The 17,369-nt window shown below is 63.9% G+C and carries 13 protein-coding genes; 5 read left to right on the top strand and 8 right to left on the bottom strand.

The features are described from left to right. Positions 1-7: 7 nt before the first annotated feature. Positions 8-1,156: a PepSY-associated TM helix domain-containing protein gene (locus V6657_RS23625; RefSeq protein ID WP_048935918.1), complete on the bottom strand. Its 1,149-nt coding sequence runs from the start codon at positions 1,154-1,156 to the stop codon at positions 8-10. A gap of 22 nt (positions 1,157-1,178) precedes the next feature. Beyond that, a complete protein-coding gene (locus V6657_RS23630; RefSeq protein WP_338755657.1) occupies positions 1,179-3,245 on the bottom strand; it encodes a TonB-dependent siderophore receptor in 2,067 nt (688 codons plus the stop codon). Positions 3,246-3,557: 312 nt separating this feature from the next. Here V6657_RS23630 and V6657_RS23635 point away from each other — a divergent pair, with 312 nt between their 5' ends. Together V6657_RS23635 and V6657_RS23640 are read left to right on the top strand one after the other, a co-directional pair. Then, entirely contained in the window at positions 3,558-4,658 is a 1,101-nt protein-coding gene (locus tag V6657_RS23635; protein WP_048935920.1) for an oxidoreductase, read from the top strand. Beyond that, positions 4,655-6,790 carry a cation:proton antiporter gene (locus V6657_RS23640; protein WP_048935921.1) on the top strand — a complete coding sequence of 712 codons (2,136 nt, stop codon included), beginning with the start codon at positions 4,655-4,657 and terminating at the stop codon, positions 6,788-6,790. The genes V6657_RS23635 and V6657_RS23640 overlap by 4 nt, the downstream gene beginning before the upstream one ends. A 6-nt stretch (positions 6,791-6,796) precedes the next feature. Here the strand turns inward: V6657_RS23640 and V6657_RS23645 are convergent, their stop codons facing one another. The 4 genes from V6657_RS23645 to V6657_RS23660 all read right to left on the bottom strand — a co-directional run bounded on the left by V6657_RS23645 (position 6,797) and on the right by V6657_RS23660 (position 11,402). Beyond that, positions 6,797-8,047, bottom strand: coding sequence for a patatin-like phospholipase family protein (locus tag V6657_RS23645; RefSeq protein ID WP_048935922.1), 1,251 nt, complete (start codon positions 8,045-8,047; stop codon positions 6,797-6,799). A 26-nt stretch (positions 8,048-8,073) separates the two neighbouring features. Continuing rightward, a complete protein-coding gene (locus V6657_RS23650; protein ID WP_048935923.1) occupies positions 8,074-8,859 on the bottom strand; it encodes a 3-hydroxybutyrate dehydrogenase in 786 nt (261 codons plus the stop codon). A 33-nt stretch (positions 8,860-8,892) separates the two neighbouring features. After that, positions 8,893-9,636, bottom strand: coding sequence for an acetoacetate decarboxylase (locus V6657_RS23655; RefSeq protein ID WP_048935924.1), 744 nt, complete (start codon positions 9,634-9,636; stop codon positions 8,893-8,895). A gap of 362 nt (positions 9,637-9,998) precedes the next feature. Then, on the bottom strand, positions 9,999-11,402 hold the full coding sequence (locus V6657_RS23660; protein WP_048935960.1) for a PLP-dependent aminotransferase family protein: 1,404 nt from the start codon (positions 11,400-11,402) through the stop codon (positions 9,999-10,001). A gap of 160 nt (positions 11,403-11,562) precedes the next feature. Here V6657_RS23660 and V6657_RS23665 point away from each other — a divergent pair, with 160 nt between their 5' ends. Beyond that, a complete protein-coding gene (locus V6657_RS23665) occupies positions 11,563-12,900 on the top strand; it encodes an aspartate aminotransferase family protein (RefSeq protein ID WP_048935925.1) in 1,338 nt (445 codons plus the stop codon). Position 12,901: 1 nt separating this feature from the next. Further along, positions 12,902-14,425 (top strand): CoA-acylating methylmalonate-semialdehyde dehydrogenase, encoded by a 1,524-nt coding sequence (locus V6657_RS23670; RefSeq protein WP_048935926.1) that lies wholly within the window; start codon positions 12,902-12,904, stop codon positions 14,423-14,425. A gap of 75 nt (positions 14,426-14,500) precedes the next feature. Here V6657_RS23670 and V6657_RS23675 read toward each other — a convergent pair whose 3' ends face one another. After that, a complete protein-coding gene (locus V6657_RS23675) occupies positions 14,501-14,707 on the bottom strand; it encodes a cold-shock protein (RefSeq protein WP_048935927.1) in 207 nt (68 codons plus the stop codon). Between the two features lie 204 nt (positions 14,708-14,911). Then, positions 14,912-15,115, bottom strand: a complete 204-nt coding sequence (locus tag V6657_RS23680; protein WP_021192552.1) for a cold-shock protein — start codon at positions 15,113-15,115, stop codon at positions 14,912-14,914. Between the two features lie 352 nt (positions 15,116-15,467). On the opposite strand from V6657_RS23680, the gene V6657_RS23685 reads away from it, so the two are divergent. Further along, a complete protein-coding gene (locus V6657_RS23685; protein WP_048935961.1) occupies positions 15,468-17,363 on the top strand; it encodes a potassium transporter Kup in 1,896 nt (631 codons plus the stop codon). Positions 17,364-17,369: the final 6 nt, after the last annotated feature.

Consider the following 17,369-nt stretch of genomic DNA (forward strand, 5'->3'; position numbering starts at 1 on the left):
CACGTGGTCAGCAAGGACGCGTCGATGCGGATGTGTGTTTGCGCTGCGGTTGCGCGCGCCTGCGCCGATCCAGATACAGCCACCACCCCGTTATCGCAAAGACCGGCAGCATCAACGCGCCGATCAACACCAGCACAATGCCGACAGGCCCGAAGTAGCGCCCATTGTGCAGCGGCAGCATGCCAGCCAGCAGGCGTTGCATCGGTGGCTTGTCAGTGAAGGATTCCTGGCGGAGGACCGCGCCAGTGGCTGCGTCGAGCGTCAGGCGGTTGAAGGCGCGGTCGTGCGGTGCGTTGAGCGGCAGCCAGTTGATGTCAACCTGGCTGGTGCGCGCATCGTCGATGCGCAGGGTGGCACTCGCATAGTTCGACGCGTTGGCCAGGAAAGCGTTCCAGGTGCGCTCCAATGCCGCACCGTCGAGTGGTTTGTGCGGGCCCGAAGCCCCCGTTGATTTGGCCTTGGCAGCAGCCGGCATGCCGGCCATGTGCTGCAGGCCTTCGCGATACCAGTCATAGGCCCAGTACAGTCCGCTGAATGCCGCCAACAGATAGAGCGGCAGCACCATCGTCCCGATGACAGTGTGTACATCCCACCAACGGATGCGCCCGCTGCGGCTCCAGCGGATGACGAGCCAGCTCCGCCAGTTCGTCACGCGGCGCGGCCAGCGTAGATACAGTCCCGACAATGCCATCACCACCAATGCAATCGTGCTGGCACCGACGATCTGTTTGCCGACCTCGTCTGCCAGCAATGTCCGGTGCAGCAGTTTGACGGTGGCAAAGAAACGTTGCCCACGCGCCTCGGGCAGCAAGGTGCCGGTGGCCGGGTCGAAGTAGTGCAACTCGCCGCGACTGCTGCCGCCACGTTTGCCCGTCGGCCACGCGTACCAGATACGCCACGGCTCGGTGGGCGCCGAAGCTGCGGTGATGAACGTGACGGGGCGCTCAGGGATGGCGGCCTGCGCCTGTGCGGCAACCTGTGGCAGCGTGGGCGCCGGGCCAGTGCGCGCTGGCAAGTTGAACACGCCGGGGTTCAGCCAGCGCAGCAGCTCTTCGTCATACGCCATCAGCGCGCCGCTGATGCCGACGACGGCCAGCACCACGCTGGCTGACAACCCGATCAGCCAGTGCAGCCGGAAGAGCACCCGTCGCAGCATCGCGTGTTTGCCTATTCCACGCTTACATCTTGTAGCGCACGCCCAGCAGCGCCATGCGCGGGGCACCCGGCATGTTGTAGTTCTCGGCACCGCCGTGGGCCGAGACGTAGTACGCGCGGTTGAACAGGTTCTGCAGGTTCAGCGTCACGTCGACGTTTTTGCTGCGATAGCCCGCACCCAGATCGACCGTCATGTAGCCCGGCAGCGTCGTCACGTTGTACTGCGATGCGTAGCGCGAGGCCTCTGCACGCACACCACCGGCCACATAGAAGCCATTGGGCAGATCGTGCTTGAGCCACAGCGAACCGCTATGCCGCGGTGTGAGCGACGGCTGGTTGCCGTTGACGGCCACGCCAGCGCTCTTGTCGAGCGGGTTGGTCAGCACGCCGTTCAGATAGGCATAGCTGGCGATGAGGGACCACGTCTTCACCACCTCGCCCGTGAACGACAGCTCCAGCCCGCGCGTGCGCTGCGTGCCGATGGGCACTGCCAGCAGCGTGGCCGGGTCTACGCCGGTCAGGTTGGTCTGTTTCATGTCGAACAGTGCGGCGGTCAGGCTGGCGTTGGCCGACACATCGTATTTGGCGCCGATCTCGTAGTTGGTCGTGGATTGCGGCGCCAGTGCGCTGCTGTTCGGGTACACGCTGAAGCTGTCCGCCACTGGCTGGAACGAGCGGCTGTAAGACGCGTAGAGCGAGAGCGGCTCCACCGGGTGATACACCACCCCCAGGCGCGGGCTGACCGGTGTGTCGGTGCGCGCGTAGTTCTGGTTCTTGGGCGTAAGGTCTGTGCGGCTCTGCTTGAGCGCTTCATAGCGCAGGCCGGCCAACACCGTCCATTGCGGCGAGAACTTGATCAGATCCTGCACATACGCGGCGTACGTCTCGTTGTGCGAGAGACCGTAGTTGGTGGGCGTGGCGTTGGCCGGCACCGTAGGCAGCAGCGGCAGCACCGGGTTGAACAGGTTGACGTTGAAGTTGCCCGGGGTGGATGCCACGCGGTCGCTCTTATCCTGATAGCCCAGTTCGATGCCATACAGCAGCGTGTGCTGGATGCCCCAGGTCTCGGCCTTCTGCGTCAGCTCGTTCTGCCACACGGTGCCGCGATCGCTGCGGTTGCGCTGGTTGACGTTGAGCGTGACGGTCGGGATCGGGCCGTCGTTCACGCTCTTTACGGTCGTGTAGTTGTTGCGCCCCAGCGAGTATTCGTAGTTGCGCACCACGCTGTGGAACGACCACTGATCATTGAAGCGGTGGTCCAGCGTGCCGGTCACACTCTTGACGGTGGTGTCGATGTTGCCCGCGCCCGCATCGGCCGAGCCGTAGCGCGTGCCGATGGGCACATCCACGGGGCGGCCGTGGTACGACGGTACGCCCTGGTCGGCAATGCGCTTGTCGTGCAGGTAGTCAAACTGCACCGTCAGCTTGGTGTCGGGCGACAGGTTGAACAGGAACGACGGCGAGATCGCCTGGCGGCGCAGGAAGTAGTCGTTGCGGAAACCGCCCGAGTCTTCCACCGCGCCGGTAATGCGCGCGCGGATGGCGTCGTCGTTGATGGAAGTGTTCAGGTCGAACTCGGCGCGCTTCTGGCGCTCGGTGCCCACCAGCACGCCAATCTCGGCCTGCGGCGTGGCCAGCGGTTTCTTGGTGACGCGGTTGATGATGCCGCCCGACGAGCCGCGCCCATACAGCACGGCAGCCGGGCCTTTCAGCACTTCAATGCGGTCGATGTTCGACAGATCGCGGAAGTACAGCGAGTCATCGCGCAGGCCGTCGACGTACTGATCGTTGATCGACGAGAAACCGCGAATGGTCACCTGATCGCGCTGGGCATCCCCCAGCGAGGCCGATACACCCGGTACATTGCGCAAGGTGTCGTTGAGCGACAGCGCGCCTTGGTCCTGGATCACTGCGCGCGGCACGACGTTGACCGACTGCGGAATCTCGCGCAGCGGCACGGGAATCTTCGTGGCCGTATTGGCGACGGGCGTGTCGTAGCTCGTGCTGCTGCGCGTGCTCTTGGTGGTGGTGGTCGGCAGCGTGCCGGCATCGGCGGCCGCAATCGTGTCGGCAGCAGTTGCCACGTGCATCAGCGGCAGGGTTCCAAGGACGGCCAAGGACAGGCACAGGCCATCTCGTCGAAAATTCGGCGGCATTGCAGTTCCCGTAAAGTAAAAAGCAGGACGCCGTTCCTCCCCCCCGGAGGCTGGCGCCATCACTTTGTGAAGGCGCAGATAATAATGAGAACAATTCCTATTTACAAGGGAGTTAAATCATTCTTTTGACGGAATGCAACGTTTGCGGATACAAGATGCAGCAACTTTCCACGAGGCAACACCAAATACACGGCACCAAATTGCGTGTGCAGCGTCTGACTCAGTTGTTTTCTGCCTTTTCCTGATATGTCGTCTTCACCACATCCATTGAGCCCCCTGCGTGTTGCCCTGGTGGGCTACGGCTATGCGGGCAAGCTGTTCCACGCGGCGCTGATCGACACCACACCCAGCCTGCGCCTGCACGTGATCGGCTCGAACCGCCCGGACGCGGTGCTCGCGGATCGGCCGGACGCTGTGGTTTGCGCGCCCGAAGCGGCTGCCGTGCACCCGGACGTTGACCTCGTTGTCATCGCCGCCCCAAACGACCGCCATGCGCCGCTGACCGAAGCCGCGCTCCGCGCCGGCAAGCACGTTGTGGTGGACAAGCCCTTTACCGTCACGCTGGCCGAGGCGCGGCATCTGGCCCACGTGGCGCGGCAGACCGGGCGTTTGCTGTCGGTTTTCCAGAACCGGCGTTGGGACAGTGATTTCCTTGCCGTGCAGGCTGTGCTCGCCAGCGGTGCCGTGGGCGAGGCGATGCACGTGGAGGCGCATTTCGACCGCTACCGCCCACAGGTGCGCGCACGCTGGCGCGAACAGGCCGGGCAGGGCACCGGTATCTGGTTTGATCTCGGTCCGCATCTGATTGATCAGGCGTTGCTGCTGCTTGGCCTGCCCGATGCGGTGAGCGCATCGTTTGCCCGGCAACGCCCCAGCGCGGAGACTGCCGATTGGGCGCACGTGGTGCTCCACCACGGCGAGCGCCGCGCCATCCTGCACGCCAGCATGCTGGTGGCCGGCGGCGCACCGCGCTGGATCGTGCATGGCATGCGTGGCTCGTTCATCAAGCGCCGCATGGATCAGCAGGAGGCGCAACTGCTGGCCGGCATGGCACCTGGCGCGCAAGGCTGGGGCGTGGATGACGATGCGGGCATCCTCATCGATGGCGCAACGTCGTCGGCAAGCGATGTCACCACACCTGCTGGCGATCAACGTGCGTACTACGCTGCCGTGCGCGATGCCATCCTCGGCCAACGCGCCAATCCTGTTCCTCCGGTGCAGGCATTGGCGGTGATGGCGGTGCTCGAAGCCGCCATCGCAGCGGCCGAGACGGGCACAGCGGTCGTGCCGGACCTGACCGATACCGAGCGTGCCGATTGGCTTGCCGTACGGGAGTCCACCTCGTGAACGGCGTCGTCATTCTCTTGTTGGTGGCGGGCGGGTTGCTCGCCGTGGTGGCGTTGGTGCAGATGCTGGCTTCGCGCCTGACGCTGCCCGAATCGACGTTGCTGGCGCTGGCGGGTATCGGCATCGGCGGTGCGTATGTGGGCTTGCAGAACACGGCGCCCGCATTTGCGACGACCTTCTTTGCGCCGCTCATTGATCCAAGCTGGCCGGCCGAGGCCTATCTGTGGCTGTTCCTGCCGCCGCTGCTGTTTCAGGCGGCGTTGTCGGTGGATGTGCGCAGCATGGCGCCGGATGCCGCGCCCATCCTCATGCTCGCCATCGTGGCGGTGATCGTGGCCACGGGCGTCATCGGTTTGGCAGCGGCGGCCGTCACGCCGTTCGGCATCGTCACGTGCCTGCTGCTGGGCGCGATGATTGCCACCACCGACCCGTCTGCCGTGATTGCCGTGTTTCGCGACGTGGGCGCGCCGGCGCGGTTGATCCGGTTGGTGGAGGGCGAGGCACTGCTTAACGACGCGGCGGCCATTGCCATCATGGGGGTGCTGCTGGCCATGCTCACGGGCCACGGTACCGACGCGACGGTCAGCGGTGGCCTGCGCGAACTGGCGAAGGCATTCGGCGGCGGCGTGATCTTTGGGCTGATTGCAGGGCGTATCGCCGCATTCCTGCTGCCGGCACTGCGCGGCATTGCGCAGGCAGAGGCCGCGTGGACGCTTGCGTTGCCGTATCCGCTGTACCTCGTGGCGGAGAATGTGCTCGATGTATCGGGCGTGGTGTCGGTGGTGTGTGCAGGGCTGGTGATTGGCGCGCTGGGGCGCACGCGCTTGACGCCACGCAACTGGTCTCACCTGCAGTTGATCTGGGAACAGATTGCTGCGTTGGCGGGGGCGGTGGTCTTCCTGCTGGCTGCGGTGCGTGTGCCGGAGTTGCTGCACGGCGTGGTGTGGAAAGACGCGCTGTGGCTGGCGGTGATCGTGGTGGCTGCATTGGCCGCACGTTTGGCGGTGCTGTTTGGCCTGCTGCCGGTGCTGGCGTGGTTCAAGCTGTCCGCACCGGTCAGCCATGCCTATAAGCTGGCGATTGCATGGGGTGGCTTGCGCGGTGCCGTCACCTTGGTGCTGGCGTTGGGCGTGGCCGAGAACCACGCCGTACACGCGGCCGACCGGCATTTCGTCACCATTCTCGCCACGGGCTTCGTGCTGGTGAGCGTGCTCTTCAACGGCGCGACGCTGCGCTGGGTGATGCACCAGCTCGGGCTCGATCAGCTCTCCCCGCAGGAGCAGGCGCTGCAGAGGCAGGCGCTGAACATGTCGACGGAAGAAGTGGAGGCGATCATGCGCCGCATTGGCGGGCACTTCCACTTTGCGGCGGGAGCGGCGGACCAGGCGGCGGCTGCGTATCGGCTGGAAGTGGCAGCCGGCGCTGCAGAGCTGAACCTGGATGATGCCTTGTCCGAGCGCGACCAACTCACCATCGGCCTGGTGTCATTGGCCACGCGCGAGCGCGAGTTGATTCCCGAATACGGCAACGGCCTGATCTCCATCCGCAACCTTGACGCGATGATGCGCAACACCGCCGACATGATCGACGCAGCACGCGCCGAAGGCCGCGTTGGCTACAAGCGCGCATCGCGCCGGATTCTTGCCAAGAGCCTCGGCTTTCGCGCTGCGATTTGGCTGCACCGCTTGATGCATATCGATCGGCCGCTCGCCAACGCGTTGGCCGACCGCTATGAGCTGCTGGTCTGCCGCCAGACCGTGCTGGAACGCCTGCGTGCTTACAACCGTTTGTCCCTGCAGCCGGTGCTGGGCGAGCGCATGGCCGATCTGCTCGACGGTGTGCTGATCGCGCGGATCGAAGCGGCAGAAGAGGGCCTGGCCGAACTGCGCGAGAAGTTTGGCGACTACAGCGCCGCGCTCGAAAAGCGCCTGCTGTTGCTGTTTGCGCTGCACATCGGCCAGAACAAGATCGACACCATGCTGGCCGAAACGGTGATCTCGAAGGAGGTCTACAAGCAGATCAGCGGTGTGATCCGCCGGGCGTGGTCGGCGGCGCTGCCGCGGCCGCCGCTGGGGGTGTCGCTGCGGACGCTGCGTGCACAGCAGGCAAGCGCTCCGCAGCCGCCCGGGTAACCCGCCTTAAAGCCGCTTGCTGCGCCGCTCGGCGTGCGGGTGGCGGTGGATGTCGTGCGTGACAAAGCCGGACTCATCATCCGGCATCGCCAGCCACTCGGGGTGCGAGAGCGATTCGCGGATGTCCGACAGGCCCGAGCCCCAGTGGTCGCGCATGGTGGACGGCCCGAACTGGATGTCCTTGCCGGGGCCCTCGTGCTCCTTGGCTGCGTAGATCAGGTGGATCACGTTGTAGCGCTTGGTGCAGGCCAGCTCCTGCGCATGCTTGTACCACTGTGTGCGCTCGAATTCCTTCTCGGGCAGATGCTCGAGCATCTTGCGCACCAGCCGGCGCGTCGATTGCGAACGCTCCATCCAGTCGGTAATCAGCCGGGTGCGGCTGGAATACTGCAGATCCTTCTGGCGGCTGGCGACGCCGATCATGGTGTTAGGCACCGGACCCAGCGCGGCCCACAGGTCCACCTGAAACACGAGCGTGTCGCGGCGTGGCTTGGAGCCCAGCACGTACGACAGCGGCGTGTTGGAGACGACACCGCCGTCCCAGTAGTACTCACCATCGATCAGCACCGGCGGGAAACCCGGCGGCAACGCGCCCGACGCCATGAAGTGCTCGGCGCACAGGCGGCGCTCGGTGTTGTCGAAGGCTTCCAGGTTGCCGGTGCGCACGTTCACCGCGCCCACCGATACGCGGATGCCGCCGTCGTTGATGCGATCGAAATCGCACAGGCGTTCAAGCGTGGCTTTCAGCGGCGTCGTGTCGTAGTAGCTGGCGTCGAGCGGGTCCATTTCATTGGCCGGCAGCGGCGCGGGAATGCGTGGCGTAAAGAAGCCGCGCTGCCCCTCGATGAGGGTGTCTGCCGCCTGCATGGCGGTCAGCCATTTGCGCAGATGCGAATTGCCGTCAAACCAGGCGTTTTCCAGGATGTCCGGCAGCGGCGGCGAGAAGGTGGGCTGCGTGATGATCTGCCAGAACTCGCGCAGCTTTGCCAACCGATGCTCAGGCGCGTTGCCCGCGATGATGGCCGTGTTCAACGCCCCGATGGAGATGCCCGCAATCCAGTTCGGCACGATGCCGGCCGCATCCAGCCCCTCGAATACGCCGGCCTGATACGAGCCGAGCGCGCCACCGCCCTGCAGCACCAGCGCGATGTTCTCGTAGGGCGGCAGTTCGATGCGCGACGGCGAGGTGCTGGCGGCTTCCGCAGTGTCGTTGGACTTGGCGCGGCTGGCCGCCACGCGTAGCTTGGGTGCGGGCATGTCTCCTCCGGTCTCCTGGATTGGGCTTACTGCATGAACCAGCCGTGGCTGACCACGAACGACTGGCCGGTCAGCGCCGCGCTCGGGAAGGTGGCCAGGAAGCGCACCGTCTCGGCCACGTCTTCCACCGTCGTGAATACGCCGTCCACCGTATCACCCAGCATGACCTTCTTGACGACCTCTTCCTCGCTGATGCCGAGTTCCTTGGCCTGCTCGGGGATCTGCTTTTCAACCAGCGGCGTGCGCACAAAGCCCGGGCACACCACGTGCGAGCGCACGTTATGCGCAGCGCCTTCCTTGGCCAGCACCTTGTTCAGCCCCAGCAGCGCATGCTTGGCCGCCACGTAGGCCGACTTGAGCGGCGAGCCCTCGTGCGAGTGCACCGAACCCATGTAGATCACCACACCGCCGCGGTCGTCCTTGTACATGTGGCGCAGCGCTGCGCGCGTGGTCAGGAAGGCACCGTCGACGTGGATGGCCTGCATCTTCTTCCAGTCGGCAAACGAGTAGCTCACGAACGGGTTGACGATCTGGATGCCGGCGTTCGAAACGAGGATGTCGACCGAACCCAGCTCTTCCGCCACGCGGTCGATGCCGCTGTCGACGGCTTGTTCGTCGGTTACGTCCATGCGCAGGCCGATGGCTTTGCCGCCTGCATCGGTAATTTCCTTGGCGACGGCCTTTGCACCATCTTCGTTCAGGTCAACGATGGCGATGGCGGCGCCCGAGTTGGCGAGCGTGAGGGCGATCTGCTTGCCGATGCCGCTGGCGGCACCCGTGACAACAGCGACTTTGCCTTTCAAATCAGACATGGTGTTTGCTCCTGAAGGGGGATGGAGGTGGAATTACTTGGCGAGGTAGTCGAACACGACCTCGCCCATGCCAAGGGTCAGGTCCGCAATGATGTGCCGAGCTTCGACAATCTCCAGCACCGGCAGTTCGGCCACCGGCGCCAGCGCGTGATGTGCGAGTTCCAGCGAGGCCGGGCCCGTCCAGGCGCCTTTCATGTCGACGTCGATCATGTAATTGCGCGACAGCTCGCAGATACGCGCGGTCTTGCCATCGACGTGCGGAATGATCTTGAGCAGGTAGTTGGGCAGCTCCAGCCGGCGCTTCTGCTCGGCCAGATCCAGCTCGCGGTGCTTGTAGCCCATCGTGCCCGTGGCCACGCGCACGGGGCCGTAGTCCAGCGTGCCGATCAGCGTGTCCTTGTCGGTTTCCAGCTTGGGGCTGGCGAGTTTCTTGGGGAAGCCCCACATTTCGCGGCCGCCGGCCAGGGGAGGGTGGTCGTCCAGGTACATCGCCAGCGTGTAGGTGCCAGGCTTGCCCTCGTAGGTGACGGGGATCACCTGGCCGCTCTCGGTGTAATCGCCAAAGCCGGTGGAGTCCGCCATGCGGATGAACTCATAGGCGACCAGCGGCTCGGGCACTTCCAGCGGCTCTGGCACCATGGCGCGCAGCTTGGCCGGGTCGGTGCGGTACGTGATGATGAAGAACTCACGGTGGATGAAGCGGTACGGACCGGGCGGGTAGGCCGGGCTCGTGATCGGCATCGCGAACGCGGTTTCGCGGACAGTCTTGATATCCATGGCATTCCTTGTGCGGTAAGGGATCGAGGAGGGAGGGGAATCCGGACAGCGAGAAGAGCGGGAAATCAGCCGGCCTCAGGACAGGCTCTGTGAGGCCGGCATGCCTGGAACACGATAGACAAAGCCTGACGGTGGTGCGCCAGCCGACATGCACGTGAAACAAAAGCCGATGCTGCCGGGCTTATGTGACAGGAAGGTCAAACCGTCACATGCGCAGGCGAATCACTGATACCGAGACGCGCTTCCCGTACTCGCCTATGTCATTGCATAGGCAAATATCGTACTGTGAAGCCGCATGTGGATGTGTGATCGGCAACCTTAGTTGACGGGCGCAATGCGTTGTTGTGCCTGCGTGAAAAGCGCTATTGCCGGGCGAGAAATGCCCATAGCGCGGGCTCGGCGGAGTACGCCACGTTAAAGCGCAGCCAGGGGTCGATGGCCTCGTTGGTGCGGAAATACTGGCCCGGTGCCAGCCAGATGTTGTGACCGATCGCCTGGTCGGCCAGCGCGGAGGCATTCGGGTGGCCCGGCAGGCGTGCCCACAGGAAGAGCCCGCGCCCCGGCGTATCGAACGTGACGGCACCGTGCTCGCGCATCAGCGCTTCCACATCGGCATGGGCCTTGGCCAGGCGCGCAATGAGCCGCGTCACGTGCTCTGCATACACCGGCCGGGTCACGAACGCATGCACGATGCGCTCGGTAATTTCCGACGATGTGAGCGCGACGGCCATCTTGGTACGGGCCAATTCGCGCGTGATGGCGGCATCCGCCACCACATACCCCGAACGCAGCGACGGCGAGATCGTCTTGGAGAAGCCGCTCACATACAGCGTGCGCCGCAGGCCATCGAGCGCGGCCAGCATGGGGGCGGCGGGGTCGGCCAGTTCGCGGTGCAGGTCGTCCTCGACGATCCATAGGCCGTGCTGCTCGGCCAACTGCAACACGCGGTAGGCGTTCTGCGCGGTCATCGAGGTGCCGGTGGGGTTCTGCAGCACGGAGCTGGTGAAGAGCGCGCGTGGGCGCTCGGCATCGTCGGTGCGCAGGATGGCTTCCAGGGCCGCTGTGTCCAAGCCATCTGGCGTGCGCGGCACGCCGACCACGCGCAGGCCGGCCAGTTTCAGCACCTGAAGCACGTTGCAATAGCCCGGCTCATCCACGGCCACCACGTCACCAGCTTTGAACAAGGTGCGCACGATCAGATCAAGCCCCTGGGTGGCTCCGCTGGTCAGCAGTACCTGCGAGCGCTCGACCGGCAAGCCGCGCAGGGTGAGGGACTCCGCCACGTACTCGCCCAACGGTGCGTAGCCCCATGGGTGCCCGTAGCCCGCCACGCGCAATGCAGAAACCCGGCTCACGGCGCGCATCGCCTCCTGCACGCCACGCTCGTCCAGCCAATCGTTCGGCAGCCAACCGCAACCTGGTTTGATGGCGATGGAGCGATCGGCAAACACATCCGACAGCAGCCACGCCGCGTTGAGCTTGGGTGGCTCCCATCGCGGCGCAACGGACGCGGGTTGTGCTGGCGCACGCGCGGCCACCAGATAGCCCGAGCGCGGCCGCGCCACGATGGCCCCTAGCGCGGCCAGCCGCGTGTAGGCCTCGGCCACGGTGAACGTGCTGACGTCGTGTGCCTGAGCAAGCTTGCGCACCGAGGGCAGCCGTGTGCCCGGCGGCAGGCTGCGGCTTTCCACGGCAGTACGAATGCCTTGGACTATCTGATCGACCAACGTACGCTGGGGGTGATGAGGATCGAGTTCGAGTTGCATGTTGCGATGCGGCATTTAAGCGACATAAGCGCGGTGGGCACCTATACAGTTTCATGCAGAACCGCCATCTGTGCATGTCCGCAGTGCGTGTGACTCTGTACAGTTTGCCCGAACCGTTGTGCTGCATGCACGCTTGCCTGCTTTTCTTCCGGAGACGCCGATGAAACCCGCACCGCACCCGCTGGAAACGACCGATCTGTCCTACTTCTGGATGCCGTTTACGGCCAACCGCCAGTACAAGGCCGCACCGCGCCTGCTCACGTCGGCCCAAGGCATGTACTACCGCGACGCCGATGGCCGCGAGGTGCTGGACGGTACGGCCGGCCTGTGGTGCGTCAACGCCGGCCACAGCCGCAAGGAGATCGTCGACGCCATCACCGCGCAGGCCAGCACGCTGGATTTCGCGCCCACCTTCCAGATGGGCCATCCGATGGCCTTCCGCGCGGCCGAGAAAGTGGCTGAGCTGATGCCGGAAGGGCTGAATCGCATCTTCTTCGTCAACTCCGGTTCGGAGGCGGTGGACACGGCGCTCAAGATTGCGCTGGCCTACCACCGCGCACGTGGCGAGGGGCAACGCACGCGCCTGATCGGCCGTGAGCGCGGCTACCACGGCGTGGGCTTCGGCGGCATTTCGGTGGGCGGTATCTCGCCGAACCGCAAGGCGTTCTCGGGCAACCTGATCCCGGGCGTGGACCACCTGCCGCACACGCATGCACCGGAGCACAACGCGTTCTCCAAGGGCCAGCCGGCCTGGGGTGAACACCTCGCTGATGAGCTGGAGCGCCTCGTCGCGCTGCACGACGCGTCGACTATTGCGGCCGTCATCGTTGAACCGTTGGCCGGCTCCACGGGCGTGCTGGTGCCGCCCAAGGGCTATCTGCAGCGTCTGCGTGCACTGTGCGACAAGCACGGCATCCTGCTGATCTTCGACGAGGTCATCACCGGTTTCGGCCGCCTGGGCGCGGCCACTGCAGCGGAGTTCTTTGGCGTGACGCCGGATCTGCTGACGATGGCCAAGGGCATCAACAACGCCGCCGTGCCAATGGGCGCCGTGGCCGTGCGCCAGTCGCTGCACGACACGATCATTGATGCCGGCGCACCGGGCGCGATCGAGCTGTTCCACGGCTATACGTATTCCGCGCACCCGCTGGCTGCTGCCGCTGCGGTTGCTGCCATCGACCTGTATCGCAGCGAAGGCCTGTTCGAGCGCGCACGCGCACTGTCACCGGCATTTGAAGCGGCGGCGCATTCGGTCAAGGGCGCACCGCATGTGAAGGACATCCGCAACCTGGGGCTGGTCGCCGGCATCGAGCTGGAGTCGCGCCCGGGTGCGATTGGTGCACGCGCGTACGAAGTCTTCCTGAAATGCCTGGAGCGTGGCGTGCTGGTGCGCTACACCGGCGACATCCTGGCGTTCTCGCCGCCGCTCATCATCGACGAGGCGCAGATCGCGCGCATCTTCGATACCGTTCGTACCGTTCTGCAAGAGGTAGCTTGAGATGAACCGACCGATTGATCCCGCTGTGACCGAATCCGTGGTCAGCCACTACATCGGCGGACAGCGCTATGCCGGCGCAGGCACACGCAGTGCCGATGTGTTCAACCCCGCTACTGGCGCCGTGAGCGCGCAGGTACTGTTGGGTGGCAAGGCCGAGGTGGATGCTGCCGTGGCTGCCGCGCAGGCCGCCGCAGCGGCGTGGGCCGAGACCTCGCCGCTCAAGCGCTCGCGGGTCCTGTTCAAGTTCAAGGAGCTGCTCGACCAGAACCACGATGCCCTGGCTGCGGCCATTACCCGCGAGCACGGCAAGGTGTTCTCCGATGCCAAGGGCGAAGTCACGCGCGGCATTGAGGTGGTGGAGTTCGCCTGCGGCATTCCGAACCTGCTCAAGACCGAATTCACCGACAACATCGGTGGCGGCATCGACAACTGGAACCTGCGCCAGCCGCTGGGCGTGGTGGCCGGCATCACGCCGTTCAACTTCCCGTTCATGGTGCCGATGTGGATGGCGCCGGTGGCGCTGGCCTGCGGCAACACGTTCATCCTCAAGCCCAGCGAACGTGACCCGAGCCCGAGCCTGATGATTGCGGATCTGCTCAAGCAGGCCGGGCTGCCCGACGGCGTGTTCAACGTTGTGCAAGGCGGCAAGGATGCCGTCGATGCATTGCTGGTGCACCCGGACGTGCAGGCGCTGTCATTTGTGGGCAGCACGCCCATCGCCGAGTACATCTATACGGAAGGCACGAAGCACGGCAAGCGCGTGCAGGCGCTGGGCGGTGCGAAGAACCATCTGGTGGTGATGCCCGATGCCGATCTCGACCAGGCCGTCGATGCACTGATCGGCGCCGGTTACGGTTCGGCCGGCGAGCGTTGCATGGCGATCTCCGTGGCCGTGGCGGTGGGCGACGTCGCAGACAAGCTCGTGCCGCGCCTGGCGGAACGTGCGAAGGCCCTCAAGATCGGCAACGGCATGGACGCCGCCAGCGAAATGGGGCCGCTCGTCACTGGCCCGCACAAGGCCAAGGTGGAAGGCTATATCGCCAAGGGCGTGGAAGAGGGCGCCAAGCTGGTGGTGGATGGCCGCGGCCACACGGTGGATGGCCATGAACAAGGTTTCTTTACCGGCGGCACGCTGTTCGACCACGTCAAACCCGGCATGACGATCTACAAGGAAGAGATCTTTGGCCCGGTGTTGTCAGTGGTGCGTGTGCACGATTTTGCCGAGGCGGTGGATCTGATCAACGCGCACGAGTTCGGCAACGGTGTGTCGTGCTACACCAGCGACGGCGGCGTGGCGCGCGCGTTTGCGCGGCAGATTCAGGTTGGCATGGTCGGTATCAACGTGCCGATTCCGGTGCCGATGGCCTGGCACAGCTTTGGCGGCTGGAAGCGCTCGCTGTTTGGCGATCACCACGCCTACGGCGAAGAGGGTGTGCGTTTTTACACGCGTTACAAGAGTGTGATGCAACGCTGGCCGGATTCGATCGGCAAGGGCGCCGAGTTCGTCATGCCGACTGCCAAGTAAAGCGGTATGCACCAAAGAAGAAGGGAGGCTATGCCTCCCTTTTTTCTTTGAGCATGCGGTTGGTCAACCGCGCTGTCATATTGGTTTGATATTCACGGCGATCGGCTCGCCATCGGGGCCAATCTCGATATCGAAACTCACGCGCTGGCCCTCACGGAAAGCCGGCGTGCGTGAAAACTGGATCTCCGAATCCCGAATAAAACGCGGGGCAGCGTGCATTTCTGCAGCTGCCCCGGCGGGCGGATCATATTGAACGGCGTAATCTTCAATTCGGCTGGCCATTGCATTCTCCCGAGAGGGACTTCGTCAAACCGGAGCGCTGTTTCCAGCAACCCTTCGACCGCTTGATGGCAAACACGTACTGAACAACCCTTACAACCTGACTTCTAGGGGCTTTTGACCGGCGCGCCTCCTGCCCGGAAGGATGACGCGCCGTCCTGCAATCGCAATGACGATCTTGGCTGTGCCTGTGCCCCGGCTTTCGACTTACTGCGGCACGATATTCGACGCTTGCTTACCCTTCGGGCCTTGCGTGACGTCAAACGATACCTTTTGACCTTCCTTCAGGCTTTTGAAGCCCGCCGCATTGATCGCAGAGAAATGCGCGAAAAGGTCCTCACCGCCGTCATCCGGGGTAATGAAGCCGAAGCCCTTTGCGTCGTTGAACCACTTAACAGTACCAGTAGCCATGATCTTGAGTCGTAAAGTTGAGAAATCGATCGGCCGCCGGCCAAGAGAAACATAGCAGGCAGACCCGGCCAAACCGGCCAAACGATCGTTTGGTGAATATATGCTCGGCGCGTCTCCTCGTCAAAGTCTGTTTTCTCACTTCTTTTGTTTTGGTCAAGCATAGACGATGCCTGCTGGGCCCATCAGGGTCCGGGCGTTCTCGCCATCGGTGCAAACACTCGCACAAAACCGAGCGTTTTCACCTAAGCTTTAGTGGCTTCTGCCGCACTCCAAAGCCGCGCCAGGCGTGGGCGGCATGGCAGATCGTGCACAAGAATTGCGTGTGCTCCCGCCGTTCCAGTCGCAAGCAACCATGACGACAGCCACCGCCAGCACAATCAGAAAAAAACCCGCGTTGATGGCCACCATGGTGGGCGCAATCGGCGTGGTCTTCGGAGACATCGGCACCAGCCCCCTGTATGCGTTAAAGGAATGCTTCAACCCCGAGCATGGGGTTCCGTTCTCGGATCAGACCGTTTTCGGCATCCTGTCGATGCTGTTCTGGGCGATGACGCTGGTGGTCTCCATCAAATATGTGGTGTTCGTCATGCGCGCCGACAACAACGGCGAAGGCGGCATCCTTGCATTGACAGCGCTGGCCATGCGCGCCAGCGGCGGCAGCGCCCGGTTTACCCGCACACTCATGATGCTCGGCCTGTTGGGCGCCGCCATGTTCTACGGCGACGCGGTGATCACGCCGGCCATTTCGGTGCTTTCCGCCATTGAAGGCATGGAAATCATGGCGCCCGCGCTGCAGACGTGGGTGTTGCCGCTGGCGTTGATTGTGCTGATTGGCTTGTTTCTGCTGCAGAAGCAGGGCACGCACGTGGTCGGGCGCCTGTTCGGGCCGATCATGTTGATCTGGTTCGTGCTGCTGGGGCTGATCGGTTTGGTGTCGGTGGTGAAGTCTCCGCAGGTGCTGGTGGCATTGAGCCCGGTCTATGCCCTCGAATTTGCGTTCCGGCACACCATCCTGGCGTTCATCGTGTTTGGCTCGGTGTTTCTGGCATTGACGGGCGCCGAAGCGCTCTATGCTGACATGGGCCACTTTGGTGCGCGGCCGATCCGCTTTGCCTGGTTCTACATCGCCATGCCGTGCCTGCTGCTGAATTACTTCGGGCAAGGAGCGTTGCTGCTGCGCGAGCCTTCCGCCGTGCAGAACCCCTTCTTCCTGTTGATGCCGAACTGGGCCGTCGGGCCGATGGTGGTGCTGGCGACGGCCGCTACCGTGATCGCATCGCAGGCGGTCATCTCCGGCGCATTCTCGATGACGGCGCAGGCCGTGCACCTGGGCTATGCGCCACGCATGAAGATTCTCTACACGTCGGACGTGGAGATCGGTCAGATTTACGTGCCGGTCGTCAACTACATCCTGTTGTTGCTGGTGGTGGCCGTGGTGCTGGCCTTCGGCAAGTCCGACAACCTGGCCGCGGCTTACGGCATTGCCGTGACGACTACGATGCTGCTGACCACGGGCCTGGTGACCGTGGTGATGCACAATGCGTGGAAGTGGAGCCTGCCCGTGGTGGCCTGCCTCGGCACTGTGTTTCTGGTGGTGGACCTGTCGTTCTTCAGCGCCAACCTGCTCAAGATTGCGGCGGGTGGCTGGTTCCCGCTGCTGCTGGGCGGCCTGATCTTTTTCCTGATGGTGACTTGGCACACGGGCACGCAGTTGCTCAAGGCGCGCAACGTGGAGGGCGGCATTCCGCTTGAGCCTTTTATGGAAGGCTTGCTGCGTCATCCGCCGTATCGCGTGGATGGTACGGCTGTGTATCTCACGCCGAGCATCGAGTTTGTGCCGCTGGCGTTGTTGCACAACCTCAAGCACAACCACGTGCTGCACAAGCGCGTGCTGTTCATCCATTTCCGCACGCTGGCGGTGCCCTATGTGGAGCCCGCCAAGCGGATGGTGCTCAAGACCATCGGCGAAGACATCTACACGGCAACCGTGGATTTCGGCTTCAAGGAAACCCCCGCCGTGGACGACATCGTCAAGAGCGTGGGCCAGCGCCTGAACATCGTCTTTGAAGACATGGAGACGTCATTCTTCATTACGCGCGCCACGGTGGTGCCGTCGCCGCTGCCCGGCATGGCGATGTGGCGTGAGTCGCTGTTTGCATGGATGCAGCACAACAGCGCCAAGCCATCGGATTTCTTCCGGATTCCAGCCAACCGGTTGGTTGAGCTGGGGAGCAAGGTGGAGATCTAGCGCAAG

The organism is Ralstonia sp. RRA (genome assembly GCF_037023145.1).
GTDB lineage: Bacteria > Pseudomonadota > Gammaproteobacteria > Burkholderiales > Burkholderiaceae > Ralstonia.

Bases quoted from the DNA above. Each gene is read 5' to 3' on its own strand.
- V6657_RS23625 (WP_048935918.1), bottom strand. From the start codon at position 1,156: ATGCTGCGACGGGTGCTCTTCCGGCTGCACTGGCTGATCGGGTTGTCA.
- V6657_RS23630 (WP_338755657.1), bottom strand. From the start codon at position 3,245: ATGCACGTGGCAACTGCTGCCGACACGATTGCGGCCGCCGATGCCGGC.
- V6657_RS23635 (WP_048935920.1), top strand. From the start codon at position 3,558: ATGTCGTCTTCACCACATCCATTGAGCCCCCTGCGTGTTGCCCTGGTG.
- V6657_RS23645 (WP_048935922.1), bottom strand. From the start codon at position 8,047: ATGCCCGCACCCAAGCTACGCGTGGCGGCCAGCCGCGCCAAGTCCAAC.
- V6657_RS23650 (WP_048935923.1), bottom strand. From the start codon at position 8,859: ATGTCTGATTTGAAAGGCAAAGTCGCTGTTGTCACGGGTGCCGCCAGC.
- V6657_RS23655 (WP_048935924.1), bottom strand. From the start codon at position 9,636: ATGGATATCAAGACTGTCCGCGAAACCGCGTTCGCGATGCCGATCACG.
- V6657_RS23660 (WP_048935960.1), bottom strand. From the start codon at position 11,402: ATGCAACTCGAACTCGATCCTCATCACCCCCAGCGTACGTTGGTCGAT.
- V6657_RS23665 (WP_048935925.1), top strand. From the start codon at position 11,563: ATGAAACCCGCACCGCACCCGCTGGAAACGACCGATCTGTCCTACTTC.
- V6657_RS23670 (WP_048935926.1), top strand. From the start codon at position 12,902: ATGAACCGACCGATTGATCCCGCTGTGACCGAATCCGTGGTCAGCCAC.
- V6657_RS23675 (WP_048935927.1), bottom strand. From the start codon at position 14,707: ATGGCCAGCCGAATTGAAGATTACGCCGTTCAATATGATCCGCCCGCC.
- V6657_RS23680 (WP_021192552.1), bottom strand. From the start codon at position 15,115: ATGGCTACTGGTACTGTTAAGTGGTTCAACGACGCAAAGGGCTTCGGC.
- V6657_RS23685 (WP_048935961.1), top strand. From the start codon at position 15,468: ATGACGACAGCCACCGCCAGCACAATCAGAAAAAAACCCGCGTTGATG.